We start from the raw sequence: 14790 nt of genomic DNA, 5'->3' as shown, positions 1-14790 counted from the left end.
ACGACGCTCGGTCTCGCACGCTGCTCCGGCCGGGCCATCCGGTCATCGCACCCACGTGCACCCGGCCGTTCGCTCCTTCGAGCCACGCCCACAGCCCTCAGGAGTCACGGTGACCACGTGTTGTTCGCGCGGCGGCTCACCTTGCGCACGCCAGGCTCGTAGGCGGTCTCGATCTCCCGCCACACGGACGACACCAGCCACCACCGGCGCACCCGGTAGCGGATCCCGTCCGGATGCTCGATCACGTCCGACCCCCGGCAACGCGGCACCTGTTGATGGATCGGTCCGGCAGCGCCCTCCGCGACGGTGCGGGCGCGGCCACGTACTGGCCGCGCCTGCACCGGACTTCGGCCTCTCTCTCGGCCATCGCCCCCCGGGGGGCACTACTCGGGCTTGCCGGAGTCGGCGGTTCGCTCTGCGGAACGCTCGGGACCTGTGGCAACCACCGTGAAGAGTCGCCCAGTTCGAAGTCCGCAGTGGGTTTGACGTCCTCAGTGCTGGGTGGCTGGTTGCTTTACCGACAACGGCAGCAGCTTCTGGCCCGTGGGGCCGATCTGGATCTCCGTGCCCATCTGCGGACACACGCCGCAGTCGAAGCACGGGCTCCAGCGGCAGTCGTCGACCTCGGTCTCGTCGAGGGCGTCCTGCCAGTCCTCCCACAGCCAGTCCTTGTCCAGGCCGGAGTCCAGGTGGTCCCACGGGAGCACCTCGTTCCACTCGCGCTCGCGCGTGGTGTACCAGTCCAGGTCCACCGGCTCGTCGGCCAGCGCCTTGTCCGCGCAGCGCACCCAGCGGTCGTAGCTGAAGTGCTCGCTCCAGCCGTCGAATCGGCCGCCGTCCTCCCAGACCGCGCGGATGACCCGACCGATCCGGCGGTCGCCGCGGGACAGCAGGCCCTCGATCGCGCCCGGCTTGCCGTCGTGGTAGCGGAAGCCGATCGACTTGCCGTACTGCCGGTCCGCGCGGATCGCGTCACGCAGCTTGTGCAGCCGCGCGTCGGTGGCCGCGGGGTCCAACTGCGGGGCCCACTGGAAGGGGGTGTGCGGCTTGGGCACGAAACCGCCGATGGACACCGTGCAGCGGATATCGCGGCTCCCGGAGACCTCGCGGCCCTTTTGGATGACCTTCTTGGCCATGTCCGCGATCTGCAGCACATCCTCGTCGGTCTCGGTGGGCAGGCCGACCATGAAGTAGAGCTTCACCTGGCGCCAGCCGTTGCCGTACGCGGTGGCAACCGTGCGGATGAGGTCCTCCTCGGACACCATCTTGTTGATCACCTTGCGCAGCCGCTCGCTGCCGCCCTCGGGCGCGAAGGTCAGACCCGAGCGGCGACCATTGCGGGTCAGCTCGTTGGCCAGGTCGATATTGAACGCGTCCACCCGGGTGGACGGCAGCGACAGGCCGATCTTGTCGTCCGTGTACCGGTCCGCCAGGCCCTTGGCCACCTCGGCGATCTCGGTGTGGTCGGCGGAGGACAACGACAGCAGGCCGACCTCCTCGAAGCCGGTCGCCTTCAGGCCCTTGTCCACCATCGCACCGATGCCCTCGATGCTGCGCTCGCGCACCGGCCGGGTGATCATGCCGGCCTGGCAGAACCGGCAGCCGCGGGTGCAGCCGCGGAAGATCTCCACCGACATGCGCTCGTGCACCGTCTCGGCGAGCGGGACCAGCGGCTGCTTGGGGTAGGGCCACTCGTCGAGGTCCATCACGGTGTGCTTGGACACCCGCCACGGCACGCCCGAGCGGTTCGGCGCGACCCGCTGGATCCGACCGTCCTCGAGGTAGTCCACGTCGTAGAAGCGCGGCACGTAGACGCTGCCGGTGACGGCGAGACGGAAGAGCAGTTCGTCCCGACCGCCCGGCCGGCCCTCGGCCTTCCAGGCCCGGATGATGTCGGTGATCTGGAGCACGGCCTGCTCGCCGTCGCCGACCACGGCGCAGTCGATGAAGTCCGCGATCGGCTCGGGGTTGAACGCGGCGTGTCCGCCGGCAAGCACGATCGGGTGATCCTCGGTGCGATCCTTCGCCTCGATCGGGATGCCGGCCAGGTCGAGCGCGTTGAGCATGTTCGTGTAACCCAGCTCGGTGGAGAAGCTCAGTCCGAACACGTCGAACGCACCGACGGGCCGGTGTCCGTCCACGGTGAACTGCGGCACGTCGTGCTCGCGCATCAGCTTTTCCAGGTCGCCCCACACCGCGTAGGTGCGCTCCGCGAGCACGTCGGCGACCTCGTTGAGGACCTCGTACAGGATCATCACGCCCTGATTGGGCAGGCCGACCTCGTAGGCGTCCGGGTACATCAGTGCCCAGCGGACCGCACACGCGTCCCAGTCCTTGACGGTCGAGTTGAGTTCGCCACCGACGTACTGGATGGGCTTCTGCACCTGGGGCAGAAGCGGCTCCAGACGCGGGAACAGGGACTCGACGGGCATGGCGGTCCTTCCGATGGGCTGGGAGGGGGATCGACCTCCCAGCCTAACGCGAAGCGGACGGACCCCCTACCGAGATCCGCGCCGGCGGCCCGCCCGCGGCGAGTGTCCGGTGCCGGCGCGACGCGACCGCCGGGTCCGATCAGGCGGATTTGAAGGCGCCGGCATGTCGCATGTGCACCGACTGCAACAGCCCTATCCCCATCCAGATCGCGAACATCGAGGAGCCGCCGTAGGAGACGAACGGCAGCGGCAGTCCGGCCACCGGCATGATGCCCAGGTTCATCCCGACGTTCTCGAACGCCTGGAAGGCGAACCACGCGACCACGCCGGCCGCGACCACGGTGCCGTACAGGTCGTCGGCATGCAGCGCGATCCGGATTCCGCGCCACAGCAGGATCCCGAACAGCGCGATGATCACAGAGCAACCGACGAAGCCCAGTTCCTCGCCGGCCACCGAGAAGACGAAGTCGGTCTGCTGTTCGGGCACGTACTGGCCGCTGGTCTGCTCGCCATGGAACAGTCCCTTGCCCAGGAGCCCGCCCGAGCCGATCGCCAGTCGGGCCATCGCGGTGTTGTAGCCGACACCGCCCGGATCGAAGTCCGGATTGGCGAAGGCCCGGAACCGGTCGATCTGGTACTCGCTGAGCAGCCCGAGGTGCACGACCGCGACCGCACCGGCGGCGGCCATCGCGATCAGCGCGACCATCCAGCGCGCCCGCGCGCCGGACGCGAGCAGCACCCCGAGCACGATCATCGCCAGCACCATGACCGAGCCGAGGTCGGGCATCAGCATGATCACCGCCATCGGCGCCCCGGCCACCACCAGCGACCAGAAGACGGCCTTGTCGCCGGGCCTGGCCAGGTCCCCGGTGTCCACGCGTTCGGACAGGAGCATCCCCATGCACAAGATGATCGCGATCTTGGCCAACTCGGCGGGCTGCACCGAGAAGCCCGCGCCCAACTGGATCCAGGCCCGCTGACCGTTGATCGTGCTGCCCAGCGGACTGAGCGCGGCCATCAGGCCGAGCACCGCGGCGATCCCGATGAACGGCGCGAACGCCCTTATCCGACGATGGCCGATTATCGCCACCACCGTGGCCAGGACCAGCCCGATGACCAGATTGAGCAGGTGCCGCTTGAAGAAGAACTGCGGATCCCCGCCGGTGAGTCCGCGCCGATTGCGGGTCGCGGACCACACCAGCAGGGAACCCACCACGGACAGCGCGAGCGCGGGCCCCAGGAGTATCCAGTCCAACCGGCGCACGGGAGCGTCGCGCTGGATGATCTGCCGGGTGATCGACCGGCGCGGAGTGAACACCGGTGCGAGTCGGCCCAGGTCCGGCGTACCGAATCCGGCCACCCGCGAGGCGGGTCGCAGTCTCAGGCTCATGTCCCTCTCCCCGTCCGGTAGACCACACGATCGGGCGGCAGTGCCCCGAGCGCGGTCGGCGCGGTAGTGCTTGGGGTGTCGGTGCCGCCGGGACGCGGCGGCAGCATGTAGGAGGCGGGCACGACCGTGCCGTCCTCCTTGACGTGTGGCAGCCCCGCGGGCGGGGCGGGCAGCAGCGCCCTGGCCGGGTCGATCGCGCCCTTGTCGTCGACGCCGAGCATCGCCTCGTAGATCTTGCGCACGGACGGACCCGAGGTGCCGGAGCCGGTGCCGCCCTGGCTGACCATCATCACCACGGCGTACTGCGGGCCGTCCTTGGGACCGCCGTAGGTGGCGAACCAGGACGTGCTCTGCTTTCCGTACACCGATCCGGTGCCGGTCTTGGCCGCTATCGGCATCTGTGCGTTCGGCCAGTTGGCGAACACGCCGGACGCGGTGCCGTTCATCTCGACGCCGATCAGCGCGTTCTGCAGGTACTTGAGCGTGGCGTCGCTTATCGGCAGCCTGCCCGACGACTGTGGCTGGATCTCGCGCACGAGCTTGCCGCTCGGGCTGACCACGGCCTTGCCGAGGGTCGGCTTCCACAACGTGCCGCCGTTGGCGATCGCCGCGTACACCCGGGCCATCTGCAACGGGGTGACCGTGGTGTCGCCCTGGCCGATCGCGAAGTTGATCGCGTCACCGGCGCGGAACTGCCAGCCGTCGACGCAGTTCTCCTTGGCGATCTTGTCCGCGTACTCGTTGCCGGTGTTGCCCTGCTTGCACCACGCGTCCTTGTTCTGCTCCCAGTTGCGCTTCTTCCAGGCCCGGTCGGCGATCCGGCCGCCGGACTCGCCGGGCAGGTCGATGCCGGTGGGGGCGCCCAGGCCGTAGTTCTTGGCCATGGTGACCATCGGGTCCCTGGGGTTCTTGCCGAAGATCCCGCCGTCCTTGAGCCACATGTCGTAGCCGATGCCGTAGAAGACGGTGTTGCAGGAGACCTCCAGGGCGCGCTGGAGCGAGATCGGGCCGTAGCCCCTGGACTCCAGGTTGTTGAAGGTCTGGCCGCCGACCGAGATGCTCGGCGAGCAGTCGTAGTTGGCCTTGGTGGAGTAGCCCGACTCGGCCGCGGCCGAAGTGGAGATCACCTTGAAGATCGAGCCCGGTGCGAACTGACCCTGTATGGCCCGGGACACCAGCGGCACACCGGCCTTCTCGTCGGTGAGCGCCTTGTAGTCCTGCGGCGAGATGCCGCCCACCCAGACCGACGGGTCGTAGTTGGGCGCGCTGGCCATCGCGATCACCCGGCCGGTCTTGATGTCCATCACCACGGCCGCACCCGCGTCGGCGATGAAGTTCTTGTGCGTGTTGCCCGCGTCGAAGGTCGCCCGGGCCCGCTTCATCGCCTCGTCGAGCTGCTGCTCGGTGATCGCCTGGATCTTCGCGTCGATGCTGGTCACCAGGTGGTTCCCGGCCACCGGTGGGGTCTCCGAGACGGTGCCGGTGACCCGACCGAGGTGGTCCACGGACAGCCCGGTGACCCCGGACTTACCGCGCAGGTCCGCGTCGTAGCTGCGCTCGAGACCGCTGCGGCCGACCTCGTCGGCACGCTGGAGGTCCTTCTTCCCCTCCGCCTTCTGCTTGCTCAACTCGTCGTCGGAGACCGGCGAGAGATAGCCCACGATGTGTGCGCCGTTGACTCCCTCGGGCGCCGGATACTGGCGCACCGCGGTGGGCTCGGCGGTCACCCCGGGAAAGTCCTCGCGGTGCTCCATGATGGTCAGCGCCTGCTCGGTGGTGGCGTTGTCGGTGACCGGGATCGGCTGGTACGGCGAGCCGTTCCAGCACGGCTTGGGCACGTTGCGCTCACACAGCCGGGTGCGCGCCTTGACCTCGTCGGCGGGCAGTTGCAGCACCTCGGCCAGCTTGGTCAGCACCCCGACGCCGGAGTCGGGCATCCGCAGCAGTTCGGTGCGGCTGACCGAGACCACGAGCGCGGTGCGGTTGTTGACCAGCGGGCGGCCCTGGTCGTCGAGGATCTGGCCGCGTACCGCCGGGGTCACCACGTCCCGGACCTGGTTCTGCGACGCGGCCGCAGCGTAGTGGTCGCCCTCGCGGATCTGCAGGTACCACAACCGGCCGAAGAGGGTGATCATCAGCGACAGAACCAGGATCTGCAGGATCACCATCCGGGCACGCACCCTGTGTGCGCCGTCTCCCTTGGAGCGACCGGCGTTGAGCAGGCTCGGCATCCGTTTACGCATCTTGGGCGTTCACCCCCTACCGGGACAGGCCCGAGAGCATCGGTTTCGGATCCACCTTGCGGGCCGGCGCCATCACCCACGGCACCACGAACGGCGCCAGGATCGCGTCGTAGACAACGGCCGTCAGCAGCAGCTTGGTCAGCCCCACCTGGTGCACCGCGCCGTCGCCGACCAGCGCACCGACCGCCGCGTACAGCACGGTGCTGGCCGCCGCGGCGATCGCGACCACGGCGATCGGCGCGAGCACCGAGCGTCTGGGGCTGCGCGAGACGAACAGGCCGGCGACGTACCCGGTCAGGCACAGCACGAACGCGTATCGGCCCGCCGCGTGGTCCGCGGGCGGTGCGAGGTCCGCGCACAGGCCGGCCGCGAAGCCGATCACGCAGCCGGAGGTCGGCCCGTAGGTCAGCGCGAGCCCGACCACCACCAGGAGCAGCAGGTCCGGCACCGCGCCGGGCAGACCGAGCCGGGCGAGCACGCTCACCTGGACGACGAGCGCGACGACGATCAGCAGCGCGGCATAGAACACGCGGGAGATCCGCACCGTCTCAGTCCCTTCCGGTCGGTGGGGTCGTGCCGCCGGGCGGCGGCTTGCGGCGGCCGTCGGCGCCGGGGTCGGCCGCGTTCGCGTTGTTGCTCCGGGTGCCGCCGGCGGGTGGCCTGGCGGCCGTGGTGCCCTTGGGCGGCTCGGTGGCGGTGGGCGACACGGGTGGGGCCGGCGGGGCCGGCGGAGTACTCGGTGGCGCGGCGACCTCCTGGGCGAGCGGCGGCAGCACCGCGTCGCGCGGATCGGTGCGCGGCGGCTCGATCACCACGCCCACCGTGTCCAGGCTGGAGAAGTGCACGTACGACTTCACCTCGACGCTGCGGGTGAGTTCTCCCGGGGTGTTGCGCACCTCGGCGACCTCGCCCACCGGCACGCCCGCCACGAACGGCTTGCCGCCCTGCGAGCCGAACGTCACCAGCCGGTCGCCCTTCTTGACGTTGGCCTGGCCGTTGAGCAGCTTGAGGTTCATCGGCTTGTCGCCGCGGCCGGAGGTGATCCCTATTTCCATCGATCCCGCCAGTCGCGAGCCGACCGCGAATCCGGGGTCGGTGGCGAGCAGCACGGTCGCGGTCATCGGACCCACATGGGTCACCCGGCCGACCAGTCCGTCGCCGTTGACCACGGTCATGTCCGGCTTGATGCCGTCGCCCGCGCCCGCGTCGATGGTGACCGTCCAGGAAAAGCCCTGCGCGGGCCCGACGGCGACCACTCGCGCGGGCTTGATCTTGTACTGCCCGGCCGAGGAGACCTTGAGCAGTTTGTCCAATTCGGCCGCACGGTTGCGGTCGAACTCGATGTTGTCCACCTGTTGACGAAGCTTGGCGTTCTCGTCCTGCAGGCGCTTCTTCTCGCCCTCGTGGGATCCCGCGTCCTTGACCGCGTTCACGGCCCGGCCGACGGGGTCCACTGCGGCGGACACGCCGCGTTCGGCGGGACCGAACACGGCCGAGGCCCAATCGCGGACGTTCGCGATGGGCGAGTTCCGGCCACCGCGGATGTCCACGGTGATGAGGGCGAAAGAGATCGCTAGCAGCAGCACGAGGACCAGCCGACCGTGCCGGGAGTCCCTCACGATGCGCGCCCGCCCCTTTCGTACGTTGCGGCGCTTGGGCAGTTGTGGTGTTCGGCCGTGCCGGGCCGAACGCGGTGGGCGGCGATCCGAGCGACCGCCCCCGCGTCCTCGGTCAGCGGCGCGGTTGGGCGTCCAATACCTGCTGGAGCTTCTCGTACTCCTCGACGCACTTGCCCGCGCCCAGAGCCACCGAGTCCAACGGGTTGTCGGCGATGTGGATCGGCATCCCGGTCTCGGTGCGCAGTCGCTCGTCGAGGCCGCGCAGCAGGGCGCCGCCGCCGGTGAGCACGATGCCACGATCCATCACGTCGCCGGCGAGTTCGGGCGGACACTGGTCGAGCGTGCTCTTGACCGCGTCCACGATGGTGTTGACCGGTTCCTCGATCGCCTTGCGGACCTCCGAGGTGGAGATCACGATCGTCTTGGGCAGGCCGCTGACCAGGTCGCGGCCACGAATCTCGCTGTGCTCGTCCTCACCGAGGTCGAAGGCCGAGCCGATCGACATCTTGATTTCCTCGGCACTGCGCTCGCCCAGGAGCAGCGAGTACTCCTTCTTGACGTAGCCGATGATCGCGTTGTCCAACTCGTCGCCGGCCACCCGGATCGACTGGGCGGTGACGATGCCGCCGAGCGAGATCACCGCGACCTCGGTGGTGCCGCCACCGATGTCGACGACCATGTTGCCGGTCGCCTCGTGCACCGGCAGACCGGCGCCGATCGCGGCGGCCATCGGCTCCTCGATGATGTGCACGCTGCGCGCCCCGGCCTGGCTGGACGCCTCGACCACGGCGCGGCGCTCGACACCGGTGATGCCCGAGGGCACGCAGATCACCACGCGCGGACGGGCCAGGTAGCGACGACGGTGCACCTTGAGAATGAAGTAGCGCAACATGCGCTCGGTGATCTCGAAGTCGGCGATCACGCCGTCCTTCAGCGGCCGGATCGCCACGATGTTGCCGGGCGTGCGGCCGATCATCTTCTTCGCCTCGGCGCCCACCGCCAGGATGCCCCCGGTAGTGGTGTTCTTGGCGACCACCGACGGCTCGTTCAGCACGATGCCGCGGCCTCTGACGTACACCAGCGTGTTGGCCGTACCGAGGTCGACCGCCATGTCACGACCGATGAACGACAAGTTGTTCGCCATATAAAGAACCTAGGGCCTTCCCGAGCTCGTAGCCATGAGGACATGAGCCGGCCGAGGGACGTCGTACCAAGAACGCCGGATCGACCGACCACAATCGTAGGCACGGTGTACCAGCGGCAAAACCGCGACGTACCGGGGCACGGCTGCACCCTCCATCCACCATGACGTGATCACGGGGCAAGGGGTTGCGTGCCACGCGCGGCAAGTGGAGGGATTTCCCTCTAACAGCGCACGGTCGGGGCCCGTTGAGGCACCCCGGCGGGTCGCGCGGAGTCCCGCATGGTGTGGTCGCGAAAAAATTGATCCCCCGCGCAGCCCGCGCGCGTCGCGCGGCCTTCGGGGATCGTCACGGCGGGGATCACCGATCGATCCGGCGCGGCGCACCGGGCGCCGCGACCGGATCGTCAGGCGTGTTCGGGGAAGAAGTTCTTGATCTCGCGCTCGGCGGATTCCGACGAGTCGGAGCCGTGCACGATGTTCTCCCGGGTGATCGTGGCGAAGTCGCCGCGAATGGTGCCCGGCAGCGCCTTGATCGGGTCGGTGACGCCGGCGAGCACGCGGAAGGACTCGATCACCCGCTCGCCTTCGACGATCAGCGCCACGGAGGGGGCCGAGGTCATGAACTCCACGAGCGGAGCGTAGAACGGCTTGCCCTCGTGTTCGGCGTAGTGCCGCTCGATCGTCTCGCGATCCATCACCCGCAGGTCGAGCGCGGCCAGGGTGAAGCCCTTGCGCTCGATGCGGCCGATGACCTCGCCGACGAGACCGCGCCGGACTCCGTCCGGCTTGACCAGGACGAGCGTGCGCTCGGACACGTTTGGCTCCTTGCTTCCTCGAAGAGGGGGTACGGGTACGCACTTGCGACCCGACGAACGGTCAACGCCCTGAGCCTATCCGGGGTAACGCGTCGACCTTTCGGCCGTATGTCGCGACTCAGCCCGCGGTGGCCGTCCGGGCCGCCTTGGCGGCGTCGATGACTCGCCCGACGCGGACGCAGCCATACCAGATCGCGGCGAACACCACGCCGATCAGGAACATCATCGGGACCACGAAACCGGTCAGGAACAGGCCGAGTTGGAGCACCCAGCCCGCGGTGATGGCCCACGGCCGGCCGAGCTTGGCGCACAGCAAGACGCACACGAGGGCGGACGGTCCGGCGACCGCCCACAACACGCCGGTGGAGATGTCGGTGAGTTGCATCGCCACCAGCGCGGCGAGACAGATCACCAGGGCTTGGCCGATCAGGTGGGTCGAACACAGCGCGCGCATGCTCAGGCGTCCCTTCCGTTGCGGTTGCCGCCGCTCCCGCCGGCCGGGCCGGTGCCCGGGCCCGCGCCCGGTTCACCGCCCTTGAGAAGCACGCGGGCCTCGCCGACGGTGACCACGGAGCCCGTGATCAGCACGCCCGCGCCGCCGAGGTCGCCCTCCTCCTCGGCGAGCGTGACGGCGGCCTCGATGGCGTCCGGCAGGCTCGGCTGCACCTCGACCCGGTCCGCGCCGAACACCTCGACCGCGAGCGCGGCGAGTTCGTCGACCGGCATCGCGCGCGGCTGCGAGTTCTGCGTCACCACTACCTCGGCGAGCACCGGTTCGAGCGCTTCGAGAACACCCCGGACGTCCTTGTCGCCCATCACGCCGATCACCCCGACCAGGTGCCGGAAGTCGAACGAATCGGTCATCGCCTGAGCGGCGGCCAGGGCGCCGGCGGGGTTGTGCGCGGCGTCGATCAGGACGGTGGGGCTGCGCCGGACGATCTCGAGCCGACCCGGCGAGGTAACCGACGCGAACGCCTCGCGGACCAGGTCGGCGTTCAGCGCGCCGCCACTGGTGAGCCCGGGACGGTCGGCCACGCCGACGCCCAGGAACGCCTCCACCGCGGCCAGCGCGACCGCGGCGTTGTGCGCCTGGTGGCTGCCGTGCAGCGGCAGGAAGACGTCGTCGTACTCCCCCGCCAGGCCGCGCAGGGTGAGCAACTGGCCGCCGACCGCCAGGTCGCGCCGGACCACGCCGAACTCCATGCCCTCGCGAGCCACCGTCGCGTCCACCTCGACCGCGCGCCGGATCAGCGCCTCGGCCGCGTCCACCGGCTGCTGCGCCAGCACGACCAGGCTGTCCTTCTTGATGATCCCGGCCTTCTCCACCGCGATCTCGCCGGGCGTGCCGCCCAGGCGGGCGGCGTGGTCCACCGCGATCGGGGTGACCACGGCGACCGTGCCGTCGACCACGTTGGTCGCGTCCCACGTGCCGCCCATGCCGACCTCGACCACCGCGACGTCCACCGGCGCGTCGGCGAACGCCGCGTACGCCATCGCGGTGAGCACCTCGAAGAAGGACAGTCGGTGCGGCTGGGCGGCGTCGACGATGTCGATGTAGGGCTCGATGTCGCGGTAGGTCTCGACGAACCGCTCGGCGTCGATCGGCTCGCCGTCCAGGCTGATCCGCTCGGTCATCGACTCCACGTGCGGGCTGGTGTAGCGGCCGGTGCGCAGTTGGAAGGCGCGCAGCAGCGCCTCGATCATCCGGGCGGTGCTGGTCTTGCCGTTGGTGCCGGTGATGTGGATGACCGGGTACGCCCGCTGGGGTTCGCCGAGGACGTCCATCAGCGCGACCACGCGGTCGGTGGACGGGTCGAGCTTCGTCTCGGGCCAGCGCCCGATCAGCTCGGCCTCGACGGCGCGCTGTGCGGCCAGTGCCTCGGCGGGGTCTGTCACAGGTGTCACCGGTTCTGATCGAGTTCTGCGGGAGCTGGGGTTGCTTGAGGGGTGGCCGCCCGCGCGACCCGGGTGGGTGTGCCCGGGCCGCGCGGCCGGTCGGGTCAGGCGGTGGGCAGCCGGTCCAGCTGGCCCTTGATGCGTTCGATGTCGGCCTCGGCGCCGGTCAGCTTGTCCCGGACCTTGTCCACCACATCGGGGGCGGCCTTGGCCAGGAAGCCCGCGTTGCCGAGCTTCTTGGTATTCACGTCGCGGACCTTCTCCGCCTCGGCCAGGTCCTTGGACAGGCGCTTGCGCTCGGCGGCGAAGTCGATCGCGCCGGACAGGTCCAGCTCGATCACGGCGCCCGCGACCGGGAAGGACGTGGTCGCCGTGAAGCCCTCGCCGGCCGGCGTGCAGCGGGCCAGCTGACGAAGCGCCGCCTCGTGCGCGGCGATCGCGGTGCCCGCGAGCGAGATGTTGGCCGGCACCCGCTGACCGGGCTTGAGGCCCTGGTCCGAGCGGAACCGGCGAACCTCGGTGATCACCTGCTGGAGCGTGGTGATCTCGGCCTCGGCGGCCGGGTCGGCGAACCCGCTCGGGGTCGGCCACTGGGCGACCACCAGCGACTCGCCGCCGGTGAGCGTGGTCCACAGCTCCTCGGTCACGAACGGCACGATCGGGTGCAGCAGTCGCAGCGTCACGTCCAGCACGTGGCCCAGGACCCGCCGGGTGGCCTGTGCGGCGGCCTCGTCGTCGCCGTTCAGCGGCAGCTTGGCCAGTTCGACGTACCAGTCGAACACCTCGTCCCAGGCGAAGTGGAACAGCGTGTCGGAGAGCTTGGCGAACTGGTAGTCCTCGTAGTACGCGTCCACCTCGGCCACGACCGCGTCCAGCCGGGACAGGATCCAGCGGTCGGTCGCCGACAGCTGCTCGGCGGCCGGCATCGGGCCCTCGACGGTGGCGCCGTTCATCAGCGCGAACCGGGTGGCGTTCCAGATCTTGTTGCAGAAGTTGCGCGAGCCCTGGACCCAGTCCTCGCCGATCGGCACATCGGTGCCCGGGTTGGCGCCGCGGGCCAGGGTGAAGCGCAGCGCGTCGGTGCCGTACGCGTCCATCCAGTCGATCGGGTCGACCACGTTGCCGAACGACTTGGACATCTTCTTGCCGAACTGGTCGCGGACCAGGCCGGTGAGCGTGATGGTGTGGAACGGCGCCTGCCCGTCCATCGCGTACAGCCCGAACATCATCATCCGGGCGACCCAGAAGAAGATGATGTCGTGCCCGGTGAGCAGCACGTCGGTCGGATAGAACTTGGCCAGGTCGGCGGTCTGTTCGGGCCAGCCCAGCGTGGAGAACGGCCACAGCGCGGAGGAGAACCACGTGTCGAGCACGTCGGTGTCCTGCGTCCAGCCCTCGCCGGTGGGCGCCTCGTCGTTCGGGCCCACGCAGATCGTCTCGCCGTTCGGGCCGTACCAGACCGGAATCCGGTGGCCCCACCACAGCTGCCGCGAGATGCACCAGTCGTGCATGTTGTCGACCCAGCCGAAGTAGCGCCCGGCCAGCTCCTGCGGGTGGATGGCCACCCGGCCGTCGCGCACCGCGTCGCCGGCGGCCCTTGCCAGCGGCTCGACCCTGACCCACCACTGCATCGACAGTCGCGGCTCGACCGTGGTCTTGCAGCGCGAGCAGTGCCCGACCGCGTGCGTGTACGGGCGCTTCTCGGCGACGATCCGACCCTGCTCGCGCAGCGCGGCCACGATCGCGAAACGCGCCTCGTAGCGGTCCAGGCCCTCGAACGGGCCGTGCACCGTGATGATCGCCCGCTCGTTCATGACCGAGGGCATCGGCAGGTTGTGCCGACGGCCGATCTCGAAGTCGTTCGGGTCGTGCGCCGGGGTCACCTTGACCGCGCCGGTGCCGAACTCGGGGTCCACGTGCTCGTCCGCCACGATCGGGATCCGCCGCCCGGTGAGCGGCAGTTCGATCTCGGTGCCGACCATGTGCGCGTACCGCTCGTCGCTCGGGTGCACCGCGACGGCGGTGTCGCCGAGCATGGTCTCGGCGCGCGTGGTGGCCACCACGATCGCGTCGTCGCCGTCGCCGTAGCGGATCGAGATCAGTTCGCCGTCGTCGTCCTGGTGCTCGACCTCGATGTCGGAGATCGCGGTCAGACAGCGCGGGCACCAGTTGATGATCCGCTCGGCGCGGTAGATCAACTCGTCGTCGTAGAGCCGCTTGAAGATGGTCTGCACGGCCTGGGACAGGCCCTCGTCCATGGTGAAGCGCTCACGCGACCAGTCCACGCCGTCGCCGAGGCGACGCATCTGGCCGAGGATCCTGCCGCCGTACTCTTCCTTCCACTGCCAGACCCGGTCCACGAACTCCTCGCGGCCCAGGTCGTGCCGCGACTTGCCCTCCTTGGCCAGCTCGCGCTCGACCACGTTCTGGGTGGCGATGCCGGCGTGGTCCATACCGGGCAGCCACAGCGCCTCGAAGCCCTGCATGCGCTTGCGGCGGGTGAGCGCGTCCATCAGCGTGTGCTGGAACGCGTGGCCCAGGTGCAGCTGTCCGGTGACGTTCGGCGGCGGGATGACGATCGTGTACGGCGGCTTGTCGCTCTTGGCGTCGGCCTCGAACCAACCCGCGGCTACCCAGCGCTCGTACAGCTTCCCCTCTACCTCGGCGGGGGTGTACTGGGAGGGAAGGGCCTGCGGCTGCTCGGCGGCAGCGGCTGCGGGAGTGGTGTTCTCGGTCACCGCCCCAGTCTACGGAAGGCTCGCGGGCGCCTTCGACGCGCCGGCGGCGGGGCGGCCGGCGGCCTCGGGGACGGCCCGGTCCGACCGCTTGTCGCCGGTGGCGTCCCGCCCTTGTCACCGTGGTGTCACCGCGACCCTGCCGGGTGTCGGGTACCGCTAGTTTGCGCCATGGGCCGTATCCGGATTCCGACGATGGGGGCATCGGTCGGAGGGTCGGGGCGGACCCGTATTCGTGAATTCGTGAATCCGGGGGGATTTTCGTGCGCACTCGCACTCACACTCGTGCCGGCACCCGCACCCTGTTCGCCGCCGTCACCGTCTCGGTGCTCGGGACAACCGTACTGACGGGTTGTCAGGCCAAGGACGACAAGGCCGACGGCAGCGGCCCTGCGACCGCCGCGACGGCCCCGCCGGTCGACCCCGGTGCGACCGCGGCCGTGACACGGCCGGCGGACGTGCCGACCGGCAAGGCCCAGTCGACCGCGCCGTCGACGTCGGGCCCGTCCGGGCGGC

At 69.7% G+C, this 14790-nt stretch carries 10 protein-coding genes and 2 pseudogenes; 1 reads left to right on the top strand and 11 read right to left on the bottom strand.

The window, feature by feature from the left end:
* Positions 1-104: 104 nt before the first annotated feature.
* The 11 genes and pseudogenes from ABZS54_RS30515 to ABZS54_RS30465 all read right to left on the bottom strand — a co-directional run bounded on the left by ABZS54_RS30515 (position 105) and on the right by ABZS54_RS30465 (position 14277).
* The gene (locus ABZS54_RS30515) at positions 105-245 is read right to left on the bottom strand and encodes a hypothetical protein (protein ID WP_355543179.1); all 141 of its coding nucleotides are present in this window, start codon (positions 243-245) and stop codon (positions 105-107) included.
* 246 nt (positions 246-491) lie between these two features.
* On the bottom strand, positions 492-2432 hold the full coding sequence (locus ABZS54_RS30510) for a TIGR03960 family B12-binding radical SAM protein (RefSeq protein ID WP_355543176.1): 1941 nt from the start codon (positions 2430-2432) through the stop codon (positions 492-494).
* 139 nt (positions 2433-2571) lie between these two features.
* Positions 2572-3750: a rod shape-determining protein RodA gene (rodA, locus tag ABZS54_RS30505; RefSeq protein WP_355543209.1), complete on the bottom strand. Its 1179-nt coding sequence runs from the start codon at positions 3748-3750 to the stop codon at positions 2572-2574.
* 68 nt (positions 3751-3818) lie between these two features.
* The gene (gene mrdA / locus ABZS54_RS30500) at positions 3819-6065 is read right to left on the bottom strand and encodes a penicillin-binding protein 2 (RefSeq protein ID WP_355543173.1); all 2247 of its coding nucleotides are present in this window, start codon (positions 6063-6065) and stop codon (positions 3819-3821) included.
* A gap of 37 nt (positions 6066-6102) precedes the next feature.
* Positions 6103-6609, bottom strand: a pseudogene (mreD, locus tag ABZS54_RS30495) (rod shape-determining protein MreD); the annotation flags it as partial.
* Between the two features lie 4 nt (positions 6610-6613).
* Positions 6614-7684 carry a rod shape-determining protein MreC gene (gene mreC, locus ABZS54_RS30490; RefSeq protein WP_355543170.1) on the bottom strand — a complete coding sequence of 357 codons (1071 nt, stop codon included), beginning with the start codon at positions 7682-7684 and terminating at the stop codon, positions 6614-6616.
* 112 nt (positions 7685-7796) lie between these two features.
* Entirely contained in the window at positions 7797-8816 is a 1020-nt protein-coding gene (locus tag ABZS54_RS30485; RefSeq protein WP_355543206.1) for a rod shape-determining protein, read from the bottom strand.
* A 416-nt stretch (positions 8817-9232) separates the two neighbouring features.
* Positions 9233-9643: a nucleoside-diphosphate kinase gene (gene ndk, locus ABZS54_RS30480; protein WP_355543167.1), complete on the bottom strand. Its 411-nt coding sequence runs from the start codon at positions 9641-9643 to the stop codon at positions 9233-9235.
* Between the two features lie 118 nt (positions 9644-9761).
* Entirely contained in the window at positions 9762-10097 is a 336-nt protein-coding gene (locus tag ABZS54_RS30475; RefSeq protein WP_355543164.1) for a DUF4233 domain-containing protein, read from the bottom strand.
* Positions 10098-10099: 2 nt separating this feature from the next.
* Positions 10100-11539 carry a folylpolyglutamate synthase/dihydrofolate synthase family protein gene (locus ABZS54_RS30470; RefSeq protein ID WP_355543161.1) on the bottom strand — a complete coding sequence of 480 codons (1440 nt, stop codon included), beginning with the start codon at positions 11537-11539 and terminating at the stop codon, positions 10100-10102.
* A gap of 104 nt (positions 11540-11643) precedes the next feature.
* Positions 11644-14277 (bottom strand): valine--tRNA ligase, encoded by a 2634-nt coding sequence (locus ABZS54_RS30465; protein WP_355543158.1) that lies wholly within the window; start codon positions 14275-14277, stop codon positions 11644-11646.
* Between the two features lie 260 nt (positions 14278-14537).
* On the opposite strand from ABZS54_RS30465, the pseudogene ABZS54_RS30460 reads away from it, so the two are divergent.
* A pseudogene (locus ABZS54_RS30460) lies at positions 14538-14790 on the top strand (hypothetical protein); the annotation flags it as partial.

This window comes from Embleya sp. NPDC005575 (assembly GCF_040605455.1).
Taxonomy (GTDB): Bacteria; Actinomycetota; Actinomycetes; order Streptomycetales; family Streptomycetaceae; genus Embleya.
Note: the sequence above shows the minus strand (reverse complement) of the source record. Positions and strands in the feature narration are given on the sequence as shown.

What these genes read in the sequence shown, in the direction of transcription:
- ABZS54_RS30510 (WP_355543176.1), bottom strand. Translation starts at nt 2,432, where the DNA reads ATGCCCGTCGAGTCCCTGTTCCCGCGTCTGGAGCCGCTTCTGCCCCAG.
- mrdA (WP_355543173.1), bottom strand. Translation starts at nt 6,065, where the DNA reads ATGCGTAAACGGATGCCGAGCCTGCTCAACGCCGGTCGCTCCAAGGGA.
- ABZS54_RS30475 (WP_355543164.1), bottom strand. Translation starts at nt 10,097, where the DNA reads ATGCGCGCGCTGTGTTCGACCCACCTGATCGGCCAAGCCCTGGTGATC.